This is a genomic window from Streptomyces sp. NPDC054866, assembly GCF_053610745.1.
The window spans coordinates 1,135,924-1,158,374 of record NZ_JBSGZA010000001.1 but is presented as its reverse complement, the minus strand read 5'-3'; the positions used below and the strand labels follow the sequence as shown (position 1 = coordinate 1,158,374).

Sequence of the window (22,451 nt, the reverse complement as noted above, 5' to 3'; positions counted from 1 at the left end):
CGTACATGGGCTTCGACATCATCCCCGGCGACATCGACATCGACGCCGAAGACCTCAACCCGCTGCACTGGATCAACAAGGCCAACCACGCCTTCGGCGACACCCTCGCCAGCGGCCTGGAGTTCCTCGGCATCACCGACCCCGCCGTCGACCCCGACGGTATCCGCGAGATCGCCAAGCAGTGGCGGGCCCTGGCCAAGGGCCTCGACGACGCCGCTCACGACGCCAAAGCGGCGCTCCAGGACCTGGAGTGGGACGGCCAAGCCGCCAAGGCACTCCACAAGCGGGCCAAGGCATCCCGCACGCAGGCCACCGACATGGCCGACTCGCTGCGTGAGGGCGCCAAGGCGCTAGACGAATTCGCCGACGAAGCCCACGAACTGCTGTCCGAGATCGGCGTGATCCTCGCGGAAATCGTCGAGTTCGAGATCGCGGGCCTGGCCCTGTCCGTGCTGACCGGCGGCCTGTCCGCGATCGCCGGCAGCCTCGCTGCTGGTGCACGGGCCGCGAAGGTCGTGGCGCTGATCGCCCGGATCGAGAAGTCCGGCACCCGCATGGCCCGGGTCATCCGCACCGTCATGGAGGCCATCCGCGGCCTGGAGCGGGCGCTGAAGGCTCTCGGAGAGATCAAGACGATCGCCAAGGCAGGCAAGCTCGCTGGCGAGGGTATGAAGTTCTCGGCCTTCGATGCTGCCCTGCAAGACCCTGGCGTTTTCAAGGATCCGGGCAGGCTGGCGGAGTTGCTGGCCACCGGTGCCGCCTTCGGAGTCGGTGCGGGCGCCCTGGGGAAGGCCCTCGGTAAGGGCCTGGGCAAGCTCAAGCCCAGCGAACTCGCCAAGCTAGCCAGGACGACGAAGCTTGGCACCACCGACCTCTCCAAACTCAAGCTGCGGCCTGGCGAGGCCGAGAAGCTCGAAGCTGCTATCCGCGCGGCGGAGAAAGAATGCAAGCTCGACCCCATCGATGTCGCCACAGGCACAATGCTGCTGCCGCAGACCGATGTCGAATTGCCCGCAGCGTTGCCATTGATCCTGGAACGCACACACCTCTCCTCCTACAGGTGGGGCGGCTGGTTCGGGCCCTCTTGGGCCTCCACCCTTGACCAACGCCTTCAGATTGACGATGAGAGCGTCACATTCGCCGCTCCGGACGGATCTCGGCTGATCTACCCTCACCCGGCTCCGCACGCCACGGAGCCCGTTTTCCCCGAGGTGGGGCCCCGCCTTCCCCTGGCCTGGGACTCCGAGGTCGACGGCGCGCTGCGCATCACCAACCCTGCCAACGGCTTGAGTTATGTCTTCCACAGCCCGCAGCCAGCCGCGGACGATAGGGCCGTTGACCTGCCCCTTCAGTTCATCGCCTCCCGTTTCGGGCAGCGGATCACCGTTCATTACGACGAGTGTGGCGCTCCTGCGGAGGTCGCTCATTCCGCCGGCTATCGCATCGCACTCGACCGCGACGACACTCTGCCCCGCATCACTGCTTTGCGGCTGCTCGGCCCAGAGCGTCTCAATGGGCGTGGCACAGTGCTGGTCTCCTTCGGCTACGACGAGGACGGCAACCTGTCCGAGGTGCGCAACTCCTCGGGCGCGCCGATGCGCTTCACCTACGACAGCGCAGGCCGGATCACCTCCTGGGCGGACCGCACCGGAAACACGTACGCCTACATCTATGACGGGCGTGGCCGCGTGGTGCGTACGGAGGGCAGCGGTGGCTACCTGTCGGGCACACTGCACTACCAGGACGCGACTCGCACCACCACGGTCACCAACGCCCTGGGCCACGCCACGATGTTCGAACACAACGAGGCGTTCCGGCTGGTCCGGCAGACCGATCCTCTCGGCAACACCACCCGCTATGAGTGGGATGCCGCTGGACGCCGGACAGCGACCACCGACCCGTTGGGCCACACGCTTCGAACGCAGTTCAACGGGTTGGGCCAGGCGGTCTCCGTCATCGGGCCGGACGGCCGGGAGACTACGTGCGAGTACAACGAGAGCGGTCTTCCGACGCTCATCACCGGTCCCGACGGGGGCATATGGCGCCAGGAATACGACGCGCACGGCAACCGCACGGCAGTCACCGACCCGACCGGGTCCACCACGCGTTACACCTACAACCCGGCCGGGCAAGTGGCCTCGTTGGCCGATGCGCTCGGCAACGTCAGCCGGATTCGGTACGACGAGGCAGGTCTGCCCGTCGAGGTCACGGACCCGCTGCGGGCTGTGACCTCGTACGGGTACGACAGCATGGGCCGACGCTCGACCGTCACGGACGCGGCAGGCAACGTCACGCACCTGGAGTGGACTATCGAAGGCCACCTGGCGCGTCGTACGAACGCCGACGGGACGAGCGAGACGTACACCTATGACGACGAGGGAAACCGTGTCACGCAGACGGATCCGATCGGCGGCATCACGCGCTTCGAGTACGGGGATTTCGACCTACTGGCGGCTCGGACTGATCCAGACGGTGCCCGGTTCACGTTCACGCACGACGCCGAGCTGCGGCTGACCCAGGTAACCAATCCCCAGGGTCTTACGTGGAAATATGAGTACGACCCCGCCGGGCGCTTGATCTCGGAAACGGATTTCGACGGCCGTACCCTCAGTTACGCCTATGACGCCGCTGGCCGCTTCGTGGCCCGGACAACGCCGCTCGGCCAGGTGATCAGCCACGAACTCGATTCCGCAGGCCGGATCGTCAGCAAGGACGTCGACGGCGAGCGCACTACATACACCTACAACGCTGCCGGGCAGCTCACTGCCGCGACGTCCTCGTCCTCGTCCCTCGCATGGCACCTCGACCCATTGGGCCGCGTCCTGGCCGAGGCGGTCGACGGGAGCACCACCCGATACACCTACGACGTCCTGGGGCAGCGGTCCAGCCGCAGCACGCCCAGCGGCGCGGTCACCCGCATCGCCCGCAACGCCGCAGGAAGCCCCACGGAGCTGGCCCTCGCCGGTCATGCTCTCGCCTTCACCCGCGACAGCCTCGACCGGGAAACCCACCGCGTGTTTGGGGCGCCCGTAGCCCCTGTGACGCTCAGCCGTGCCTTCGACAGCGCCGGCCGCCCAACCAACCAGCAGTTGACAACCTCGGGACAGGCAGTGCGGTCCCGTGCCTATGCCTACCGCGCGGACAGCGTCCTCACCACGATCACCGATCAACTCACAGGCGAACAGCGCACCATTTCCCTCGACCCGATCGGAAGGCCACTCACGGTCACCGCGGAGGGCTGGAGCGAGTCGTATGCCTACGACACGGCAGGCAACCAAACCAGCGCACGCTGGCCCGACACGGCACCCCACCCCGAGGCCCGCGGCGAACGCTCCTACGCCGGCACCCGAATACGCATGGCCGGCGACATTCGCTACGAATACGACGCAGCCGGTCGCATGATCCTGCGCCAGAAGACACGCCTGTCCCACAAACCCGACACCTGGCGCTACGAGTACGACGCCGAGGACCACCTCATCACCTGCGTCACCCCCGACGGCACGACCTGGCGCTACCACTACGACGCACTTGGCCGCCGCACCGCCAAACACCGCATGGCATCCGATGGCGAAACGATCCGCCAGACCATCCGCTTCACCTGGGACGGCACCAACCTCGCCGAACAGACCGAGAGCACCACAGGCGTCATCACCACGTGGGAGTACCACGACGAATTCCCCCTGGCCCAACTCGAACGCCGCGCTTCCGGGGAAGGGATGCCGCAGACCGAGGTCGACGCCCGCTTCTTCGCCATCGTCACCGACCTGGTCGGAACGCCAACGGAACTCGTCGATGAACACGGCGACATCGCCTGGCAGTCCCGCACCACCTTGTGGGGCACCACCACCTGGAACCGCGACGCCTCCGCCTACACACCGCTGCGCTTCCCCGGCCAGTACGCCGATCACGAGACCGGCCTGCATTACAACTTCCTCCGCCACTACGACCCCGACACGGCCCGCTTCACCAGCCCCGACCCTCTCGGCCTTGACCCTGCCCCCAACCCTGTCACCTACCCGCACAACCCCCACACCTGGAGCGACCCGCTCGGACTCGTCCCGAAGGCATGTCTCGAGATGGACGCCTACCTGTGGGACGGCAGCGTCAGATTTGGCAAACTGGACGACCTCGGGCGCCCCACCGGTGCCTGGGCGGCACTCCGCAGGGACACCATGAAAGGCGGCAGCGGAGCATCGTCCTCCATCTGGCCGCCCGGTTGGCGTGGGGAGGGGCGCCTCTTCAACGAGGCACGTGGCCACCTGCTGGCCAGAAAGCTCGGCGGGCCGGGGTCGGGCGAGAACGGCTACCGGAATCTGGTCACATTGACACAGAATCCAGTGAACACCCCAGTAATGCGCGGAATCGAGAAAGATGTATACAAGGTGGTGGCGAAGGGAGAAAACGTCCAGTACTCAGTCGTGCCCGTCTACGAGGGAACAAACCCCGTACCCATCAGGCTCAACATCTCGGCGCACGGCGACCGCGGATTCAGCCTGAACCGGCCCCTGGAAAATCCCGCCGCCGGCGTACGAATCCCTGTCCCCAAGTAGACCGACTGCAATGTGAGGCAAGCAATGACCCGGACCACCCCGCCACGGCCGGTAGACATCGAAGCAGTCTTCCCCGAGCTGAGCTCTCATCGACGGGACTGCACTCGTCTGCACCCTCGCCCTGGCAGCCCCAAGCCCACCGACAGTTCCGTCGGGGGCCTGTTTCTGTGGCCTGCTGATGAACCGTGGCCCACCTGCCGGGAGCCGCATGCCCGGGATCGGGGCCGCAGGGTCGAAGACGTTCATGAGTGGCGCCGCATCCTCGCGGCGGCGTGGCGCAGGTCTCCGAGCAGCGGTCCGACCCCGGAGGAGCTGCAGCACTTGTCCACGCTCGAGCAAGAACACCACGTCTCGGAGGGCACCGACACCTCTCCTGTCCCGCTGCTGCCCCTGGCACAGCTCTTCGCTCGGGACGTTCCGGGCCTTCCCACACCTGAGGGAGCCGATCTGCTCCAGGTCCTGTGGTGCCCCTTCAGCGCGCACGGTGATCTGGCGACCCCGGGCATCCACATCGAGTGGCGCAACTCATCAGACGTCGGCGAGCTCCTGGCACACCCTCCGCTCCCCGCGGTGGTCGGGGACGATGAGTACGTGCCCGAGCCCTGCGTTCTGCACCCTGAGCGTGTCACGGAGCATGAATACGTCGGGCTGCTGGACCCCGGGCTGCAGGAGCGGATTTACGGATGGGAGGAAGGGCAAGCGGAGACTGACGACTTCGAGGATGTCGAGCCGCCTCGCTATCAGACTGACCTCTCCACGGCACCCGGGTGGAAGGTCGGAGGATATGCGACCTGGGAGACCAGTGACCCATACGAGGTCGTGTGTGGCTGCGGCACGCCGATGAGCCCGTTGCTGACCATCGCCAGCACCGAGTGGGATGACGAGACCATGAGCTGGGCGCCGGTGGAGGACCGCCACCTCGCCGAGGAGCTCGAGGCGAACATCCCCACCCGTGTCACTGTAGGCAGAGACGGCTCCTTGAGTATCTTCGCCTGTCCCTCGGATCCCACACACGAACACCAAATCACCCTGCAGTGATCAACTGCAGCATGACCGCCGGGCTTACCCAACGAACGGAGACCTTCCAGAACAAGAGAGAGTGTTTGCCCGACGTGAATCTCGATCATTAAATGATCATGATTCAAGACGCAAGAAAACTCAGAGACGATTGCCATTCCGCTAGATGAGAGTTGCCTTGAAGGGAGGTTCTCAGTGTCCCTCAAGGCTCGCGCGGAACTCATCGAGATAGTGCAGAAGTTTATTGATGCGACTCTTCCGGAAGTGGAAGAAGATGCACTATTGGAAGAGTTGATGGTGAGTGTTCCGCACCCGCGAGTATCTGACTTGATCTTCTACCAGGACCCCCCGCTGACCGCAGAGCAAGTGGTCGACCAGGCATTGGCGTACCGCCCCATCGAACTGTAGTGGCGTAGCAGGTTGGCCTACTCCCTTTGCTCCGTTCCGCTCTGCTCTCCGGAGGCGTAGGCGGCTACGAGATCGGTGAGTTCCTGGCCGCAGCGCATACACCTGCCCCTGAGGGGGCTCGATGTTCCTGTGGAAGAGGGCAGTGAACGGCTGTCCTGCAACCGAGCATGCCGACGTGCGGCACGGCGCGAGCAGAGTCACCGGACTCGATCATCCACGGGCATTTCAGTCCTCTCCGACGATCATCCAGTGAGCCCTTTCCAACCTCACGTTGAGGCGTAGTGAAGGACGAGGACGGCCTTCATGGCTTTGTTCACCAGTTACGGCTCTGGTCCACATCGTGTGGTCGCGTACGCAGGGTGACCGTTGATCTTCACGTGATGCCGGTTGAGTTCGCCCGAAAATCGCCGGGCTGGACGGTGGTGTGGTCGACAGTTCTTCGCCGTGAACGAAGTGCTGCCACAGCTGGATGAGCTGCTGTTCTCCTCGGTCGAGGGCGTATTGGTGGAATCGGTCGAGGTGACCGACACGGTCGTCCGGATCGACGCTCGTACGACCGCAGGACGGGCGGCCTGCCCGGGGTGCGGATGCTGGTCGGGGCGAATACATGGCTCCTACCTGCGGTTTCCTCATGATTTGCCGACGGCGGGCAAGTCCGTCGTGGTGTCGTTACGGGTGCGGCGGCTCGTCTGCGCCAAGCACTGCTGCCCGCGCAAGACCTTCGCTGAGCAAGTCCCAGGGCTCACTCGCCGGTTCGGACGACGTACGGAGCAGTTGCGATCGACACTGGTGTCGGTCGGCCTTGCGCTCGCAGGCCGGGCAGGCGCCCGTATGACGGCTACCTTCGGGGCGCCGGTGAGCCGGAATACCCTGCTGAGGCTGATCGCCTCCCTTCCGGATCCCGCCGCCACCACGCCCCGCGTGGTCGGCGTGGACGAATACGCCCAGCGAAAAGGCCGCGTCTACGGAACCGTGCTTGTCGACGTCGAAACACGACGTCCGATCGACCTCCTTCCCGACCGGGAGGCCGACACGCTCGCGGTCTGGCTCGCCGAGCGGCCCGGCATCGAGATCATCTGTCGTGACCGGGCCACCTTCTTCGCCGAAGGCGCCACCCGCGGCGCCCCACAGGCCCTCCAGGTCGCCGACCGATGGCACCTGTGGCACAACCTGGGCGAAGCCGCGGAAGAATGCGTCTACCGGCACCGAGGCTGCTTGCGTCCCATGCCGGCACGGCCGGAGAAACTGCAAGAGCAGGCGGAGCCGACCGGCTCGTCGCCCTGGCCGACAGGGCACCGGTTCGCCGAGCGCACCCGCGCCAAGCACGCGACCATTCACGCCCTCCTCGCCGCCGGTCACAGCAAGCGGTTCGTCGCCCGGCAGCTCGGCATGACCCTCAACACGATCTTGCGCTTCTCCCGCGCCACGACTCCGGAGGAGATGTTCACCGGTCAGTGGCAAGGCCGTGCGACCAGGCTCGACGCCTACAAGCCCTACCTCGATCAGCGCTGGCAGGAAGGCTGCACCAACGCCTGGAAACTGTGGGAGGAGATCAAGGAACAGGGCTATCCACGCGGATACGCCAGCGTCCGCGACTACATCAGCAGGACTCTTCGCGGCAAGCCCCAACCGGTCGGCCCCCGGCCGCCATCGGCCCGCGCGGTCACGCGCTGGATCCTCACCCACCCCGACGCCCTGGCGGAGTGTGACCGGATCCAGCTCAAAGCAGCCCTGGCCAACTGCCCCGAACTGACGGCACTCGCCGAGCACGTGCGCTTCTTCGGCCACATGCTCACCCACCTACACGGCGACCGGCTCCACGACTGGATCGAAGCAGCCAGTGCCACCACCGAACTGCCCAGCCTTCGCCACTTCGCTCAGCACCTCCTGCGCGACCTCAACGCCGTCACGGCTGGCCTCAGCCTGCCCTGGAACTCCGGCGTCGTGGAAGGCCACGTCAACAGGATCAAAATGCTCAAGCGCCAGATGTTCGGCCGAGGCGGCTTCGGTCTCCTCCGCAAGCGTGTCCTGCTCTACACGTAGGGCCACGTTCGCGAGTTGCCGAAAGGTGCGGGCAGATGAAGCTCAGGGCGCCATGTGTCGGACGAGCTCCCGTGACTTCTGCTGCAGCGCGGCTGTCCACTCCTTTGCATGGGGGTTCGAAGCCGTCTTGAGATAATGGCTCTCGGCGCGCTCGGTCGTCGGCCAGTTCACCTCGATGTTCGCCGTCTCAGCCAAGGCCAGCACCGTGGCAACGAACCCTTCGGACAGTGTGGCCATGACGGCGTGTCTGGTTTTGCTATGCCAGTCGAGCAGGGCGTCGACGAACACTGCGAATGAGATGGGGTCGATCTGACACTCATCAGCTTCCATGGGGCCGATGCCGGATGGCAGACCCACTTCGGCTTGATAGACGGTGACCTGGCTCATGAACAGCCGGGACGCCCCGTTGGACGGGTTCCACAGGGTTCGGTCGCCCAAGTCGTAGTACTGGCTCACGTCAGCCTCTCACTGCTGGTCATAGGAGGCCGACATTACGGTCAGTCAGCCCTCCACGAAAAGTGGACCAGAGCCGGAACTCGTGAATAGAGCCAGCCTTCACGACGTCGGTGCTCCTGGCTTCACGGATGAGCGTTGGCCCCGTTTGGGAATGGGTTTTGGCCCCACTCGGGCCTCGGAGTGGCCTTGATCCCCGGTGAGTTTTGGCCCCACTTGCCGGTGATGTTGAGGTCCCTGAGGGGAACTAGTTGGCGCGATCGGACTGTCGCAGTGCATCGTGCGGTGGTGAACGAATCTGGCTTTGCCGAGCACGAAGATCGGTGGGTCCTGGGGTTTCGGGGGTTGGGCGTCACCAAGATCACCGTCGACTATCAGCTGTCGCTACTGCTCGAGGCGGGTGTGTGGGTTGTCCTGGAAGGCCCCTGCCGGCTGTCGCCGGATCCATCCGCCGGAGACCGTCGGGAGAAGCTGTTGGATCCTGATCGGCAGGATGTGGCGGCTGCTCTGGCCTTGTTCGGCGCCAACGTCGTATCGGCTGTCGCCTTCAAGACGGGGACGCTGCAACTGGCCTTCGACAATGGGCTGGAGCTCACCTGCCAGCCGGATCCGGCATTTGAGGCCTGGCAGGTGACGGGCCCGGGAGGCTGCCGCTTCGTGGCGATGCCGGGCGGAGAACTTGCGGTGTGGTCCGGGACTCCGGGAGCCGGAGATACCAAGAGCCGTTAGCCATCGGTCTGTTGAGCGCGGGTCCGTGCGAGGCGGTAGGAGTCGGTGCCGGTCTCGATGATGTTGCTGCCGAAGGTGAGCCTGTCGACGATCGCGCCGCAGAGCCGACGGTCCCGGAAGGGACTCGGATTTGCCGTCCGGCGCCTTGGTGCACCTTGTCCGCCCAGCACCTCAGTCCCGCGGCGGCGAGTGCGTCGACGATCCCGCGCTAGCAGGCAGCGGTCAGGTCTTGGGCGGAGCCGGGCAGGGCCGGGGAAGCCCACAGCAGTCGGCCCAATGTGAGGACCTGAACGTTCATGCCGTGCCGTTTGTGTTTGCCCGAGTAGTACGGGGTTTCGACGGTGATCTTGTCGATGGGCAGCAGTGTGCCGTCCAGGATGACGCACGCCTTGACTGTGGCGGTCCTATGGCCTCGGCCAGGGTCGGGGCACGGGCGGCCAGGACCTCGATGACCTCACCCCGGGCCGCGCCCGCGACCTGACCGGTCGCTTCGGGATGCCCAACTGCCCAGTGCCGTCAAAGCAGTGGCGCGCCGACAGAAGCAGGATGTAACCTCCTCTCCAACCCAGAGAAGGGGAGTCGTCATGGCGACGCGGGTTGAATTTAATTTCGGTGACGACGGAAGCCAGGAGAGCGTCGTGGTCTCCTCCGATCAGCTCGCCCGAGTGGTGCGCGCCGCACTGCAAGACAAGGTGCTGCTGTCGGAGCAGGCCGCGCCTCATGACCTGTGGCGGGACATCGAAGCCGTGACCAGGCTGCTGGAGGGACTGGAGGATTGGCGGGAGAGGGCCATCGTGGCGGTCGACGAGAGCGGCGCCGTGGACCGGAGCGCCCTCGGCATCGCCGCGAACATGGGCGCGGCAAAGCTGTACGACCTGCTGGAACGGCACGGCCGGCCACGCAATCAGACACGGCTGACCCAGGTGGACGTGCTGGAGAGCCGGGTGACCGGCGAGGACGGAGAGTGGGACCCGGCCCGCGTCGTCGCCACCATGAACAGCTACGGCTGGGAGACCGACGAAAAGCGGGCCCGCGCACTGCTGCGGGCGCTGACCGAGCAAATGGTGCTGGAAAAGATTCCGAACCGAGGCGGACGCGCCGTCTACCAGGTTGTCGGCCCTCGGGACTGGCTGTACTGCCTGGACCCGGAGCGCGACACGATCGAGAACGGCCCCTCCACCCCAGCGCGGGTCTCGAGGCTGGCGCGCGAAGACTCCGGTCCGACCGAGTGGTGGCTCGGGAAGCCGCTGAAGCGGATGAGGGACGGCGACCGGCTGTGGATCTACTTCGGCGGGGTCGAAGGAAAGATCGCGGCGATGGCGCATGTGAAGTCGTCGCCGCGACCGGCACCGATCGGCTCGCAAAAGCCGTACGAGTTCGACGCCGAACTGGACCAGAAGGCGACCACGGCTCTGTCCAAGTCGCCGGTACGGCTTGAGGAGATGAATCAGAGGCACCCGCAGGCATGCGGGGAGATGCGGGCGGCGGACGTGAAGCTGGCCGAAGCGCGCGCCAACCTCTGACCGCTTTTCCCGCTAGGCGCGCACCGCATCGCTGTGCGTGCTCAGCTCTTGAGGGCTTGCTCGATCCGCTCGAAGTTCTCAGGGCTGAAGTTGCCCCGGCTGATCTGCACGCTCCGGTTTTGTTTCGGCGTCACCACATTCGGATACGACGCCAGCTCCGGCACGGCGATCTTCCAGGTGGCCGCGATGCGCCCGAGGACGATCACCGCGTCACGGGACATGGCGCGGCGCACCAGGTAGAAGGCGAAGGACTGGGAGGGCAGTGTGTACGGGATCGGCCGCCACGATTGCGAGTGGTAGCCGTGGAACTGCACGGCAAGGATCTGCCGGGCGAGTTCGTCATGTCTGTACCCCTGCTTCGTCAGGCCGTTCAGGGTCCGGGACCACCACCGGAGTCCTGGATGGTCCTTGTCGGGGTTCGTCAGGAAGTGGTTGGGGGTCCCGCCGGCCTTCGCGATGTGTTGCAGGGTGCGCTCGGTCGCGCCGGGCCGGGCGTAGGCGGCCGGGTCTGCGTCGCTCACGCCTGGGTTGGCCAGCAGCATGACCAGGGGCGCGTCGTGGAAGCCGATGAACGGTTCCGGCGGGAGTGACAGGTTGAGCTGGTACGGCGCGTGCGAGGGGTGGACTTGGGCGGCGGCGAGGGCTTGCAAGTGCGGCAGGTCTTCGGGGACCGCGTACGGTGCGTTCTTGGTCGTGCGGGTCCACGGATTGAGCACCTGATCCCCCGCTATCCGCGTCGTCATGGCATGCAAGCCTACGAGCATCCCGCGAGCGGACCGTCACCGTGCCGGCCAGTCATCGCGCAGAGAGCCCTTCCCATCTTGATCAGGTGGCGAGTTCGAGGGCAACGACGGCACGGACAGCGGCTGTGATCCGGGTGGTACTGCAGCGGAGTTTCCGCAGGAGCCGCCAAGACTTGAGGATGACCATGGCGCGTTCGCCGAGGCTGCGAATCTTGGCGTGATCGCGATTGTGGCGTCGGCGCCAGCCGCGCAGGTGCTTGCCACGGATCGGGACACGGATCGCAGGGCCGGCGTCCTGATCCCGATGCGGAAGCCTGCGGCAAGGCGGGCGTAGGTGTCGCCGCAGCGCAGGTGGGCCAGGACGAGCAGGACCTGCTGGCCGCAGGTCAGGCGACGCCAGCGTGAACCGATCCGACGACGGTGACCTGCGAGAAGACCGGAGAGATGCCCCAGAGTGCGGCTGGACAGATCAGTGCCGGACGGGTAGACAAGCACGCGAAAGCTCCTGGCGGACTGGTGATCTTGGTCGTGAACCCGTCTACCAGGCGCTTTCTTCATGCCCGCCGCCGGGGCTGCCAGCCCAACCACCCGTGAGGTTGGAAGAGGTTCAGTGCACCTGGGTCTGCGTGGTGTTGGTGCGGTGCACCCAGATCGTCAGGCCGCTTGATGAGACGCCGGTGACGCTGACGCCCACGACCTTCTTGCCAGGCACTGAGGCGTTGGGTGTGACAAAGGCACGAAGTTCGTGCCTTTGATGTTGCCGCCGGTCAGGGTGAGGAACGTCGGCTTGTTAGCCACCGGAGTGATCGTCGCCGTGCCCATGGACACGTTGTCCACCCGCAGCCCGCCATGCGCGCGGATCGGCGCCGCGGACACTGATACCGAACCTTGGTCAGGGAGACACTGCCGCCGCACGGCCCGGACTGTACATGCGCGGAGCTCTTACCCAGGTAGAGGCGCCTCCGGCGGGCGGCTCCGGCCGTTCTGCCACACGTCCCGGTAGGCGTGGACCTGGCGGAAATATGCGTCGAAGCAGGGTCCGGGTCGGACGGTGCCGGTGGTGAAGTTGAAGTTCGCGACTTGCCAGGGGTCTTCGTCGCGGTCGAAGGGCAGCACGGTGGTGTCGAGTTCACCGCGCTGGAGGTGAACGGCGCGCAGCGTCAGGCCGAGAGGCGTGCCGGTGGTGGAGCCCCGGTGGATGGCAAGGATGACGCGTACCGGGGAGTCCTGGGCCGGGCTGGCGTAGGCGTGGTCGCCGATGATCGGCCACCACAGGCGGGTGTCCGCGGGCAGTAGGGCGGTGAGGATGGCATGGTCGTTCAGGCGCATGACGGGTCCTTCTCCATGTGCGGTGCAGTGCCCGGTAGTTCTGTTGGTGTTTCGGTTATGGGGCGGTGGCCCGGGCCGCCCGCTCTGGGAGGGGCGGCCCGGGGTGTGTCACGTGGTTGGCGGGCGGGAGGCGCGGTAGGCGTCGAGGACCAGGCCGAGCTGATTGAGCTGCTGGGCGGTTCGAGCGGCCAGCAGGTCGGTGCTGTGGCCGCAGGAGTTGAGTACGCCGCTGATGGGGATGAAGGCGGCTGTGCGGCGGCAGTTGAGTGCGTCGTTGAGGCGGTCTCGGGCGTGGGCGGCCTGCAGTCGCAGGCGGGCGTAGAGCCGGTCGACCTCCTTGGCGGTGTCCAGGACGAGCTGGGCCAGCAGGGCGTCGGAGGTGCCGCCGTGGGCGCGGGTGCGCAGGAGGCGGTAGGCCTCGTCGTTGCCGAGCACTTCGCGTACGGCTTGCTCGCCTGGTTCCATCGGCTCGGTGGCAGGTGAACTCGTGTCGGCTGACAAGTTCTTGGCGGTGCCGCGTACGCGACTGGTCGGGTTGTTCATGGCCTGGGGGTCCTTCCGTACGGGGGGGTGTGCTGGGGCTCAGGGGGTTTCGCCGTAGTGGCAGGTGGTGGTGTGGGCCTGGTCGGTGGGGAAGGTGTCGGGGACGCTGCCGGGGCGGGTGAGGTCTGCGCTCGTGATGGGGGCGTGGGCGAGGTGGGTGCCGAGATCGGCGAGGTGGCGGATGCTCGCCAGGGGGACCTGGGCGGTGCATTCGGGGCAGGGGCCGAGGAGTTCGAACGGTTCGTCCTCGTAGATCGGGAATCGGGTGAGGAAGACGTACCGCTCGCCGTTGTCCGGGCAGGTGGCCGTGGCCAGGACCGGCTCGCCGGGGGCGGTGCGGCGGCGCAGCCAGTCCGGTTCGGTGGTGATCTGGTCCAGGCCGAGTCCGAGGGCCGCGGCCAGGCGTACGGCGGTCATGGCGTGTTCTTCGCCGCGATAGCGGCCGTGCGGGCTGACGGCCTTGTTGTGCCGGATGAAGACGGCGGCGGCGTGTGCGCGTTCGGCGAGACTTGTCATGGTCGGCTTCCTTCTCATTGGCTTTCGTTGTCCGGAGTGGGGGTCGCCGCCCGGAAGGCGGCGGCCCAGTGGCGGGTCAGGGGGTGCTGGCGGCGTAGGCGGTGAGCAGGCGTCGCAGGGTGGTGGTGGTCCACTGGCGGGCGGCGCAGGCCTGGGTCAGCTGGGTGGCGGTGATGCGGGCGGCTTCGGCGTCGTTGTAGGGGCCGTCGAGGTGGCGGGAGCCGTGCGCGGCGCGGTGGGCGAGCTGGGTGCGCAGCCGTTCGGCCTCGGCGTCCAGGGCGTCCAGTTCGAGCACGGTGGCGGCGGTGATCTGGGCGAACTTGGCCAGCGGGTCGCCGTCCTCGTGCGCGGTGTACAGGTGGATGAGGGGGTCGGCGAGGCCGGTGATTTCGCGGGCCAGGCGGGTGCCCAGCCAGTGCTCGGGGGCGTAGGCGGGCTGCTCGGTGGTGGTCACGGGTGTCCTCCGGTGTGGTTGGTGGGGGCTTGGTCAGTGGGTAGTGCTGATGGCGGTGGTCGCGGCTTTGGCGATGGCTGCGGCGGCGCGGGCGGGGTCGGTCAGCTGGAGGAGGGTGGTGCGGGGCAGTGGGGTGGGGTCGGGGTCGAAGGCGAGCCAGAGCACGGCGCATCCGGCGTCGGTGAGGGTGTTGATGCGTTCGGTGGCCCGGGTCTTCTCGGCGCGGGAGTAGTAGCCGTCGGAGGCGATCACCAGGAGTCGTCCTCGGCCCGGTTGGGTCAGGCCGAGCCCGGCGGTCAGGGCGTCGGTCGCCTCGGCGAGGCTGTGGCCGAAGCCGTCGGCGGCGAACTCTGTTACCCGGCTGGGGGTGTGGCCCGGGGCGGTGATCGCGGTGAGGTAGTGGTCGTAGGCCACCGTGGCGGCCATGGAGTCCGGGTCCGTGAGCGCGGTGGCGCGCGCCAGGATCCAGGCGGCGGAGGCGATCGGGGCGGCGGCGGCATCCATGGAGCCGGAGATGTCTACGGCGATGGCGACCCGCAGCGGCGGGCTCGGGGCCTGGCGTCGTTGGGTGTGGATCCAGGGCAGGGCGGTGGGGGTGGCGCCTGCGGCTTTCTGCGCGTCGCGGGCCAGGGCTCCGCGCATGCTGAGGCGTCCGGGCGGGGCGGCCGATGCGGTGACGGTGGCGACGCGTTCGCGGTAGGCGGCCGCCCGCAGGGCCCGGGAGAGTTGTCCGGCGGCGGCCTTCTCCGCTGCCGTGGGTGTGCGGGTACCGGTGATCGGTGACCTGGGCGGCCTGCCCTTGGTTTTGTTGGGGGTGTAGGGGCAGGCCCCGGGTGTGAAGACTTTCTCGGCGGTCTTGGCGGACTGGCGTGCGCGCTCGGCCTGTTCGGCTTTCGCCTGTGTGCGGGCCTCTTTGGCGGCGGTGACCGCCTGTTCGGTGGCCTCGTTCGCGGCGACGTTGCCCATGGCCTTGCCGATCGCCTCGGCGAGTTCCCCGCGCCCCCGGGTGCCGCAGGTTGGCGGGGGTTGCCTCTGGTCGGCGCCGAGCGCCTGGCACCAGGCCTGCGCGTGGGCGAGCATGGCCTGTTCGTCGGTATCGGCGGTGGCGTGGGCGGCCGTCCAGATCTCGGCGAGGGTGTCCAGGAGGTCGGCGCCGAGGAGGGGGGTGACCGTCTGTTCCAGGGGTTCGGCTTCGTCGGCGTCGAGGATTCCGGCGTCCCGGCGGGCCAGGATCAATCCGGCGGCGAAGGCGGCCTGCCAGGGGTCGGCGGGGGTGTCGGCGGTGATCTCGGCGAGGACCAGGCTGCTCACGCAGGCCCGCAGGTAGCGGCGGTCGCCGGGGCGGCGGGCGAGGTGGGCATGTTCGGCCCGGGATTCCTCCAGCATCTGGGCCGCGCCGTCAAGGGCCGTGCCGCGCAGGGGCGGTGGGGTGGCCCACTTGCTGTGGGCGGCGTGGGCGGCCTCGTGGATCAGGGCGCCCCAGGCGGCCGGGTAGCGCTCCTCGTCGCCGTAGCGCTCCGGGTGGATGGTGGCCGGGGCGTGCGGGGTGAATACGGCGCCGTCCATTTCCAGCTCGGCCAGTGCCGGGTAGAAGGCGGCCGGGGCGCCCGAGCGCGTACCGGGCTGGCAGGTGACGATCACGTCGTCCCGGTCGGCAAGTTCGGGCAGCCGCTCGGTCAAAGCTGCCGAGATCCGCAGCCACTCCCCCGCGCTCGGCGCCGGTCGTGGTTCCCAGGGTGGGCCGCCGTCGTCCTCCCAGCGGGCGGTGGCCCATTCGTCCTCGGTCAGGGCGGGCGGCGCGTACTGGATGTGGGGGTGGTTGCTCATGGCGGGTCGGTCCCCTCTCAAGGGCGTGGCTGCTGGTGGGGGTTCAGAGTTGGCGGCCCAGGGCCAGGGCGGTGACCGGTCGTCCGGTGGCTTTGGCGACGATCTCGGCGATGGTGTCCCGGTCTTCGAGCGGGGCGATGCCGACCAGGTTGGCGAAGGCCGCCTCGGCTCCCAGAACCTCGGAGATCTTCGAGAAGGCGAGGAGTTCGCGCAGTTGGGGCGCCCAGCCCACCTCGCCGATCTGCTGGCGGGCGGCGATGTTGCGGGCGATCCGCACCGCCGTCCGGTTGATCTTCAGGGCGGCCGCCAGGTCGTAGTCGGAGCCGACCTGGATCTGCACGCTGAACCGCGAGGCCAGTGCCTCGGTCAGGACTGCTCCGTGCACGCCCGGGTTGTGGCCCGCGATCACGTAGAACCCTGGGGCGGCAGTGATCGTCTCGCCCTTGTGGGCCTTGACCTGGATCTGCCTGCGGCCGTCCATCGCCGGGTAGAGGGCGGCCAGGACCTTCGGGGAGATGAGGGTCGCGTCGTCCAGGAGGAGGGCGCGCCCCTCCTGCATGGCGGTGACCAGGGGGCCGTAGATGAACTCGTAGCCGCCCTGTTCGTCCTGGGTGTACTCGCCGATGAGGTCGCCGACCGTGGTGTCGCCGTCTCCGGCCACCGTGATCAGGTCCTCGAAGGCCGCCTCGATCAGCGAGGTCTTGCCCGTGCCCGGCGGCCCGTAGAGCAGGACCGGGACACTGGCCGTACGCAGCCGTCGCAGCGCCTCGACATCGGGCAGGTTCGCCAGCGCTCTGGGATGGTAGTGCTGCCCGTTGGGCCGCAGAATCGGCAGGGGTTTCGCGCCCGGTGCCGGGGGGCCTGGTTTCGGTGCGGCGGGGGCCTGTTGGGGAGGCGCGCTGGCCCTGGGCGGGGGCGGGTTGGCCGGGGTGCGCTGGGCGGCGATCGCGGTGTTGGCGGTCGCCCGGTAGGTGCGGGGCTGCATGCCGATCCGGTCGGCCTCGCCCCGGGTGACCAGGGTTTCGCAGGCGTTGCCGACCGCTCCGCCCGAGTGCCCCACCATCTTGGCCAGTTCGGTGACGGTGAACTGCGCGCTCTGGTGGGCCGCCAGGATTCCGGCGATGCGGGCGCGCAGCTGTCCGGGGCGGGCCTTGGCCAGCGCGGCGGGCGCCGGGATGGGGGCAGGGGCAGGGGGCGGGGTGGATTCGGCCATGGCGAAGCACTCCTCTCACGTCTTAAGGAGAATTCGGGTGGGGGTTCGTGCCAGGTGCGACCGGGAGTCGACTCCGGTGCCTGGCACGGGGGTTGGGAGCCTGCAGGCAGTGATCGGGCCAGGGGGGCGTCCGCCCGTCAGGCGCCGGGGGCGGCGGAGGTCCGGGAGGCCTCGATCAGGTCGTCGCGCGTCTGTCATCGCGCAGGGTGCGCCCGGCTGCATGCACCTCTCTTTGAATTCCTTCCTTTCGCTTTCTGGACACACTCCACCCGTCGTTCGATATCGAGTGGACGCCTTTTGCGGATTTCCATTCCCGGCCTTTTCGGGAACAATTTAAATATAGCTCGACCTGCGGCCGACCTGAAGCCCTATCCCGGCTCGGTAATGCTGGAATTCTCGTGAATTGGCGACGCAATTACAGGTGAATTCCGGCGCTCTCGACGCCTTGCGTCGTGCGCGGCCGAGTTCACGACGCGATCAGAGGCGGTCTGCGCCGCCGGCGCCGATCTGCTTCGAATGCGTGCACGAATCTGCGGTCAGGGCACTCGGCTGGCGCTGCCTGCCGCGTCCCGGCTCCTGCCCCGCCGGGCCGGACGCCGGCGGCCGAACTCAGGGAGTGATTAAGAGGAGGAGGAAGGAAGGGAGGGACGAGAAGAGAGGAAGCATGCGAAGGAGGAAAGGCGGGTGAGAGCAGGTGAGGAGATAGCTGAACGCAGGTGAGCGGAGAGGGGGGGCAGCCGGCGCGAGCAGATCGGGACAGATGCTTGTACCGATATGCAGGCTGGCCCGGTCCGCTGTGGCGGATCGGGCCGTGGCCTGGGCGTATGCAGGCATGGGGTGCTCTTGTCCAAGCAGGACGGCGGAGTGGTTCCCCGTGGTGGGACGGTGGTCGGGACGTGCAGGAGGACTCAGCGTCTGACGGTGGTTTTGGCGGTTGAGGCCCTCGGGTTGGGCGGGTTGCTCTCCTGCAACAGGGCCAGCGTCGCGGCCTCGGGTTCGGCGTCGATGGCGGCGAGGCGTTCGGTTAGCAGGCCCAAGGTGCGGTGTGCCGCATCGTCGCGACCCAGGACGAGTTGCAGCTGGATGATCCGGCGGTAGACGCGTTCGTTCTCCGGGTCGAGGTCAGCGGCCTGGTTGAGAAGCGCGAGGGCGGGCTCAGCGTCGGCGGAGTGCTGGGCCATGTGCTCGGCCAGCAGCATCAGCGCGTCCAGGGCACGCCGGTGGAGCGCGGCGCGCAGGCCGTGGGCCCACAGGTAGTCGGAGCCGTCACACAGCGGCCCCTGGTAGATGTCCGTCGCGCGCCCGAGAGCGTCGGCTCTCGCGTAGGTCGAGTCGGCTGCGGCGGCCTGCTTGAGCGCGTCAGTGAAGGCAGCAGTGTCGGTGGTGATGTATTGCGGGTCGAGCTTGTGCACCTGTCCGCTGAGCAGAACGAAGGCCACTTCCTTTTGCCCGGTGGCTCCCCGGAAGACGCGGCGGGCGGCGCGCCGCAGGTTCTCGACTTCCGCTCTTGCCGCCACCGGGTCGTCGGAGAGCTGCATCTTCTCGGCGATTTCCTCGCCGCGCAGCCCCTCCGGGTGTGCAGCGAGCAAGGCGATGAATTCCCGGGTCTCTTCTTTTCGCGTGTCGGTGAGCGCGCATTCCTTGCCGTGCACGAACAGCTTGAAGCCGCCCAGGAGACGGAGGTGCAGCTCGTGCGTCGGCGCCGGTGCGGCGGGGCGGCTTGTTGGAGGTGGTTGCTGCGGCACCGGGGCAGGTACCTGTTCCGGTGCTCGTTCTTCTTCTGGTTCGTCGTCAGGCTCCGCCGGGGCGGTCCACCGTCCGTGAGCGGCGCGCAGCGTGTCCAGGAACTCGGCCGCCACGTCAGGTGCCAGGAGGAACATGACGGCGTTGTCCAGGGCGGTGAGAGGTCCGTTCGCCGTACCGTCGGCCGCAACGGTGAGCCGATTCCCGTACTCATGGTGGGGGCCAAGAGTGATGACGGTGAGGTGGCATGCGTTCGCGGACGCCAGTGCGTGCAGGCGAGCCGGGTCGTCGACTGCCCCGTCCACCAAGAGAATGTGCAGTGCGGTGCCGTTGCGTTCCAACGACAGGGCGTCGAAGTGCTGTTCGTGACGGGAGCACCCCAGCAGGGCATGCTCCGCCGTCTCGAAGGCCTCAGTCGCGGTGTCGGTGACCGTCCAGGCGCAGAGGGCATCGTGCGCGGCCGTGGGCAGCAGTCGGCGCAGGGTGGCCGCGGGGGTGATCAGCCTTACCCGGGGTGGAGCTGGGCGCAGCCGTTCGGCGGCGCTGGCGATGGCGATCGCCAGATGGCGGGCTGCGGCATCGGCGCCCGGACCCGTCAGATGCACACCGCCCGGGACGGCCAGGGAGTCGGCGCGTACTTCCACTCCGTTGTGCGCGGCGACGGTAACGGTTCCCGGCACCTGGGGTTCGGCTGGGGCTGTGCGACGCGGGACGGTCTCGGGGTTGTGGTGGCGGGCGGCGAGGGTCGCCAGGTGGGCCTGATTGCTGCGCTCCAGCGCATCGCTCAGCAGGAGGTCGTCGTCTGCCAAGGGGGCGGCGAGCGTCTCCAGGCGTGGTGCACGGCGGCGGGCCGCGTGCCACCGGGCGAAGCCGATCGCCGCGGCGATACCGGCCGCAGTCGTGACACCGATAGCCGAGGCGACACCGACTGAGATGGTGGCCGGCCGCTGCTCCTGGGCCCGGCTGTGCGCGCGCTCCACGCGACCCGTGGGCCGCTCTTCGTCGCGGCGCTCGTCGCCGCCTTTGCCATGGCCGTTGGACTGCTCTCCCGTGGGCTCAGGAGCCTGGGGCGGGGTGGGCGGAGGCGGGTCAGCCGGTGGCCGAGGTGAATTGGGCGCGGGTGCCGGGGCGGGAGACTCGATCCGAGGCAGGTGCAGCTGCCAGCCGGGCACGATGAGGTCGGGGTCAGAGAGCAACTGGCCGTCGGACTGCCGGATGGCACAGGACAGTTGGTAGATCTTTGGCCACAGCATCGGGTCACCGAGGTGCCTGTCGGCGATGTCCCAGAGCGTGTCGCCGCTCCGGACGGTGTACGCGGTGTACTCGGCTCTGGCCGCTCTCGCGGGCGGAACATGCTGAGGCGCCGTAGCCGCGACCACCGAGAGGGCAGGGCCCGCGGCAGTGTTCGAGGCGTGCGCGACGGGCAACCGCCACATCCCGATCAACGCAAGGAGCAGGGTACCTACAAGAAGTACGGCAGCCGCTCGGTGGGCGGGCAACGATGCGGCACGCCGTCGCAGCAGCGCCGCGTCCGCGGCAAGCACGGGCAAGCGCCCCAGCAGCCAGAGTGACTCGCGCAGCAGGAGGGCAATGAAGTACGTCCAGCACACCCAGCCCACCAGCGCCAGGACCTGGAGCATGAAGGGGTCGCTGACCGGCTGCTCCAGCCGCCGCAGGAGGTCGTCGAGCGAGGCGACCTGCTCCGGCCAGGGCATTCCCACGGTCACGGTCAGGGCGTACGGGATGCCGGCCACGGCAGCAGCAAGCGCACTGCCGGACAGGAGGAAGCGCGCGACGGCGGCCAGCCGGTGAGCTGTGCGGCGTGGCGGGGCGGGCACAGGCATCAGGAGGGCCCCTCCCCGCCTTCGCCCCAGGGTGTGGTGGCGCCGCGTTGGATGTGTGCGGTGGCGGACGCGGTGGTGGTGAGCCGGTCCAGACCGATGAGGGAGAGGACTTGCGTCTTTTGGGTGTGCGTGACGGTGACCTGCGTCTGATCCTGCTGGACGCGGACACGGCCGGTGTCGCCGACTCCTGTGATGCGCGCGCGGGCTGCCGTGCGGGCTGTAGGTGCGTCCAGGCGTAGGCGGTGGGTGGCGCGCAGATGGTCGAGGTCGACTTCCTGGCAGCCGGCGCGGGCGGCCTCCTGGGCGGTGTCGGCGGCCCGCACCTTGCCCGCCAGGGCGAGTCCGCCGTCGATGACCAGTCCTGCGAACAGGAACAGGCCGGCCACCGACACCACGACGACCACGGTGACCTGCCCCGAGTCGCCGTGCAGGCCGCGCCGCCGGGTGTGCGCGCCGCTCGTCGGGCTCATGTCTGAACTCCTCGATACAGGTCCACGACGGAGGAGGCCGACGCCGTGACGTCCACGCTGCGCATGCCCGGTACGTCCAGCGCGGCCCGGCAGGTCACGGTCACCCGCACCACACCTCCGGGGGTGAAGCCGCCCAGAGCGGGACGGACCCGCGGGCTCGTGCAAGAGGAGCCGGCACCGGCCAGGCTGCGGGTGGCTGCACCGGCCGCTTCAGTGCGTGCCTCGCCGGATGAGCGGGCCAGCGAGGCGGCGCGGGCGGCCTGGTGGGCGGCTTCGTCGGCGTCCAGGCGGGCACCGGCGAGCTTGCCGAAGGCCACGGCGATCAGCGCCAGCAGGATCAGCAGGGGGGTCACCAAAACAAGTTCGGTCGTGGCCGCCCCCGCATCCCGTAAAGGACGAAAGCGAGGGCAAAGGCGAGAGCGCGGGCGGACGAAGGGGTACATGCGCTCACCTCACCGTCCATCTCTCCACCGGGCCCGCAGCGTGCCCGGCCACCCGCAGGTGGAGCCCCGGCACCACCGCGGCGACCTCTCCCTCCACCCGCGCCTCGATGCTTTCCCCGCCCCGGCTGACGTTCACCGTCGGGTGCTGCAGCAATCGGTCGCCCAGCAGGCGCAGTGTGGCCGCCGCCCGCGCGTTGCCGGCTTGCGAGGTGGCGTCCTGCGCGCGGGCGGCGGCCAGTCCTCGGGAGGCTGCTGTCTGCGCGACGTGCTGAGCATGCAGGGCGAGGGCGAACTGCACGATGCACAGCAGCAGGAACATCAACAGCGGCACCACCAGCACCAGTTCGGTAGTCGCGGCCCCGCGGTCCTTCGGCCGTCTGCGGGGCCGCAGCCGACGACGCCTAGCCAAGATCAATCCCGTTGGCTTTCGCGGTCACCTTCGCGACGATGATCCCGATGACGGCGATGCCCATGACCGCGAGCAGCGCGGTGACGAGCACCGTCTCCGTGGAGTACCCGGCATCGCGGGCCATGCCCCGGCGCACGCTCCGTTTCCAGGCGCGGATGCGGCGGGTGCGGGGAGTGGTTGAGCGAGTGATCACA

General features: G+C 68.1%; 19 protein-coding genes and 2 pseudogenes. 6 read left to right on the top strand and 15 right to left on the bottom strand.

Features of this window, described 5'->3' with window-relative positions:
• Positions 1-5 precede the first annotated feature (5 nt).
• From ACWGI2_RS04880 to ACWGI2_RS04865, 4 genes are all read left to right on the top strand, one after another.
• On the top strand, positions 6-4,550 hold the full coding sequence (locus ACWGI2_RS04880; RefSeq protein ID WP_453693920.1) for a DUF6531 domain-containing protein: 4,545 nt from the start codon (positions 6-8) through the stop codon (positions 4,548-4,550).
• Between the two features lie 321 nt (positions 4,551-4,871).
• Positions 4,872-5,588, top strand: a complete 717-nt coding sequence (locus ACWGI2_RS04875) for a hypothetical protein (protein WP_453693918.1) — start codon at positions 4,872-4,874, stop codon at positions 5,586-5,588.
• A 174-nt stretch (positions 5,589-5,762) separates the two neighbouring features.
• Positions 5,763-5,975: a bacteriocin immunity protein gene (locus ACWGI2_RS04870; protein WP_453693916.1), complete on the top strand. Its 213-nt coding sequence runs from the start codon at positions 5,763-5,765 to the stop codon at positions 5,973-5,975.
• 444 nt (positions 5,976-6,419) lie between these two features.
• On the top strand, positions 6,420-8,018 hold the full coding sequence (locus ACWGI2_RS04865; RefSeq protein ID WP_453693914.1) for an ISL3 family transposase: 1,599 nt from the start codon (positions 6,420-6,422) through the stop codon (positions 8,016-8,018).
• A gap of 42 nt (positions 8,019-8,060) precedes the next feature.
• On the opposite strand, the gene ACWGI2_RS04860 is transcribed toward ACWGI2_RS04865, so the two are convergent.
• The gene (locus ACWGI2_RS04860) at positions 8,061-8,474 is read right to left on the bottom strand and encodes a DUF6086 family protein (protein WP_453693912.1); all 414 of its coding nucleotides are present in this window, start codon (positions 8,472-8,474) and stop codon (positions 8,061-8,063) included.
• Between the two features lie 285 nt (positions 8,475-8,759).
• Between ACWGI2_RS04860 and ACWGI2_RS04855 the strand changes: the two genes are divergently transcribed.
• The gene (locus ACWGI2_RS04855; RefSeq protein WP_453693908.1) at positions 8,760-9,200 is read left to right on the top strand and encodes a DUF6188 family protein; all 441 of its coding nucleotides are present in this window, start codon (positions 8,760-8,762) and stop codon (positions 9,198-9,200) included.
• Between the two features lie 118 nt (positions 9,201-9,318).
• On the opposite strand, the pseudogene ACWGI2_RS04850 reads toward ACWGI2_RS04855, so the two are convergent.
• Positions 9,319-9,656, bottom strand: a pseudogene (locus ACWGI2_RS04850) (transposase family protein); the annotation flags it as partial.
• 128 nt (positions 9,657-9,784) lie between these two features.
• Between ACWGI2_RS04850 and ACWGI2_RS04845 the strand changes: the two are divergent.
• Entirely contained in the window at positions 9,785-10,723 is a 939-nt protein-coding gene (locus tag ACWGI2_RS04845; protein WP_453693906.1) for a hypothetical protein, read from the top strand.
• Between the two features lie 41 nt (positions 10,724-10,764).
• Here the strand turns inward: ACWGI2_RS04845 and ACWGI2_RS04840 are convergent, their stop codons facing one another.
• The 13 genes and pseudogenes from ACWGI2_RS04840 to ACWGI2_RS04780 all read right to left on the bottom strand — a co-directional run bounded on the left by ACWGI2_RS04840 (position 10,765) and on the right by ACWGI2_RS04780 (position 22,450).
• On the bottom strand, positions 10,765-11,466 hold the full coding sequence (locus ACWGI2_RS04840; protein ID WP_453693904.1) for a hypothetical protein: 702 nt from the start codon (positions 11,464-11,466) through the stop codon (positions 10,765-10,767).
• Between the two features lie 82 nt (positions 11,467-11,548).
• Positions 11,549-11,961 (bottom strand): annotated as a pseudogene (locus tag ACWGI2_RS04835) (transposase family protein).
• A gap of 447 nt (positions 11,962-12,408) precedes the next feature.
• Positions 12,409-12,795 (bottom strand): hypothetical protein, encoded by a 387-nt coding sequence (locus ACWGI2_RS04830; RefSeq protein WP_453693902.1) that lies wholly within the window; start codon positions 12,793-12,795, stop codon positions 12,409-12,411.
• A 108-nt stretch (positions 12,796-12,903) separates the two neighbouring features.
• On the bottom strand, positions 12,904-13,338 hold the full coding sequence (locus tag ACWGI2_RS04825) for a hypothetical protein (RefSeq protein WP_453693900.1): 435 nt from the start codon (positions 13,336-13,338) through the stop codon (positions 12,904-12,906).
• 39 nt (positions 13,339-13,377) lie between these two features.
• Positions 13,378-13,854 (bottom strand): hypothetical protein, encoded by a 477-nt coding sequence (locus ACWGI2_RS04820; RefSeq protein WP_453693898.1) that lies wholly within the window; start codon positions 13,852-13,854, stop codon positions 13,378-13,380.
• Positions 13,855-13,930: 76 nt separating this feature from the next.
• Positions 13,931-14,308: a hypothetical protein gene (locus tag ACWGI2_RS04815; protein ID WP_453693896.1), complete on the bottom strand. Its 378-nt coding sequence runs from the start codon at positions 14,306-14,308 to the stop codon at positions 13,931-13,933.
• 33 nt (positions 14,309-14,341) lie between these two features.
• A complete protein-coding gene (locus ACWGI2_RS04810; RefSeq protein ID WP_453693894.1) occupies positions 14,342-16,135 on the bottom strand; it encodes a hypothetical protein in 1,794 nt (597 codons plus the stop codon).
• Between the two features lie 43 nt (positions 16,136-16,178).
• A complete protein-coding gene (locus ACWGI2_RS04805; protein WP_453694661.1) occupies positions 16,179-17,258 on the bottom strand; it encodes an AAA family ATPase in 1,080 nt (359 codons plus the stop codon).
• Positions 17,259-18,256: 998 nt separating this feature from the next.
• Complete coding sequence (locus ACWGI2_RS04800; RefSeq protein WP_453693892.1) at positions 18,257-20,935, bottom strand: BTAD domain-containing putative transcriptional regulator; 2,679 nt, start codon at positions 20,933-20,935, stop codon at positions 18,257-18,259.
• Positions 20,935-21,405, bottom strand: a complete 471-nt coding sequence (locus tag ACWGI2_RS04795) for a pilus assembly protein TadG-related protein (RefSeq protein WP_453693890.1) — start codon at positions 21,403-21,405, stop codon at positions 20,935-20,937. The genes ACWGI2_RS04800 and ACWGI2_RS04795 overlap by 1 nt, the downstream gene beginning before the upstream one ends.
• On the bottom strand, positions 21,402-21,848 hold the full coding sequence (locus tag ACWGI2_RS04790; protein WP_453693888.1) for a TadE/TadG family type IV pilus assembly protein: 447 nt from the start codon (positions 21,846-21,848) through the stop codon (positions 21,402-21,404). Before ACWGI2_RS04790 ends, ACWGI2_RS04795 begins: the two co-directional genes overlap by 4 nt.
• A gap of 4 nt (positions 21,849-21,852) precedes the next feature.
• The gene (locus ACWGI2_RS04785) at positions 21,853-22,257 is read right to left on the bottom strand and encodes a TadE/TadG family type IV pilus assembly protein (protein WP_453693886.1); all 405 of its coding nucleotides are present in this window, start codon (positions 22,255-22,257) and stop codon (positions 21,853-21,855) included.
• Entirely contained in the window at positions 22,250-22,450 is a 201-nt protein-coding gene (locus ACWGI2_RS04780; protein ID WP_453693884.1) for a hypothetical protein, read from the bottom strand. Before ACWGI2_RS04780 ends, ACWGI2_RS04785 begins: the two co-directional genes overlap by 8 nt.
• Position 22,451: the final 1 nt, after the last annotated feature.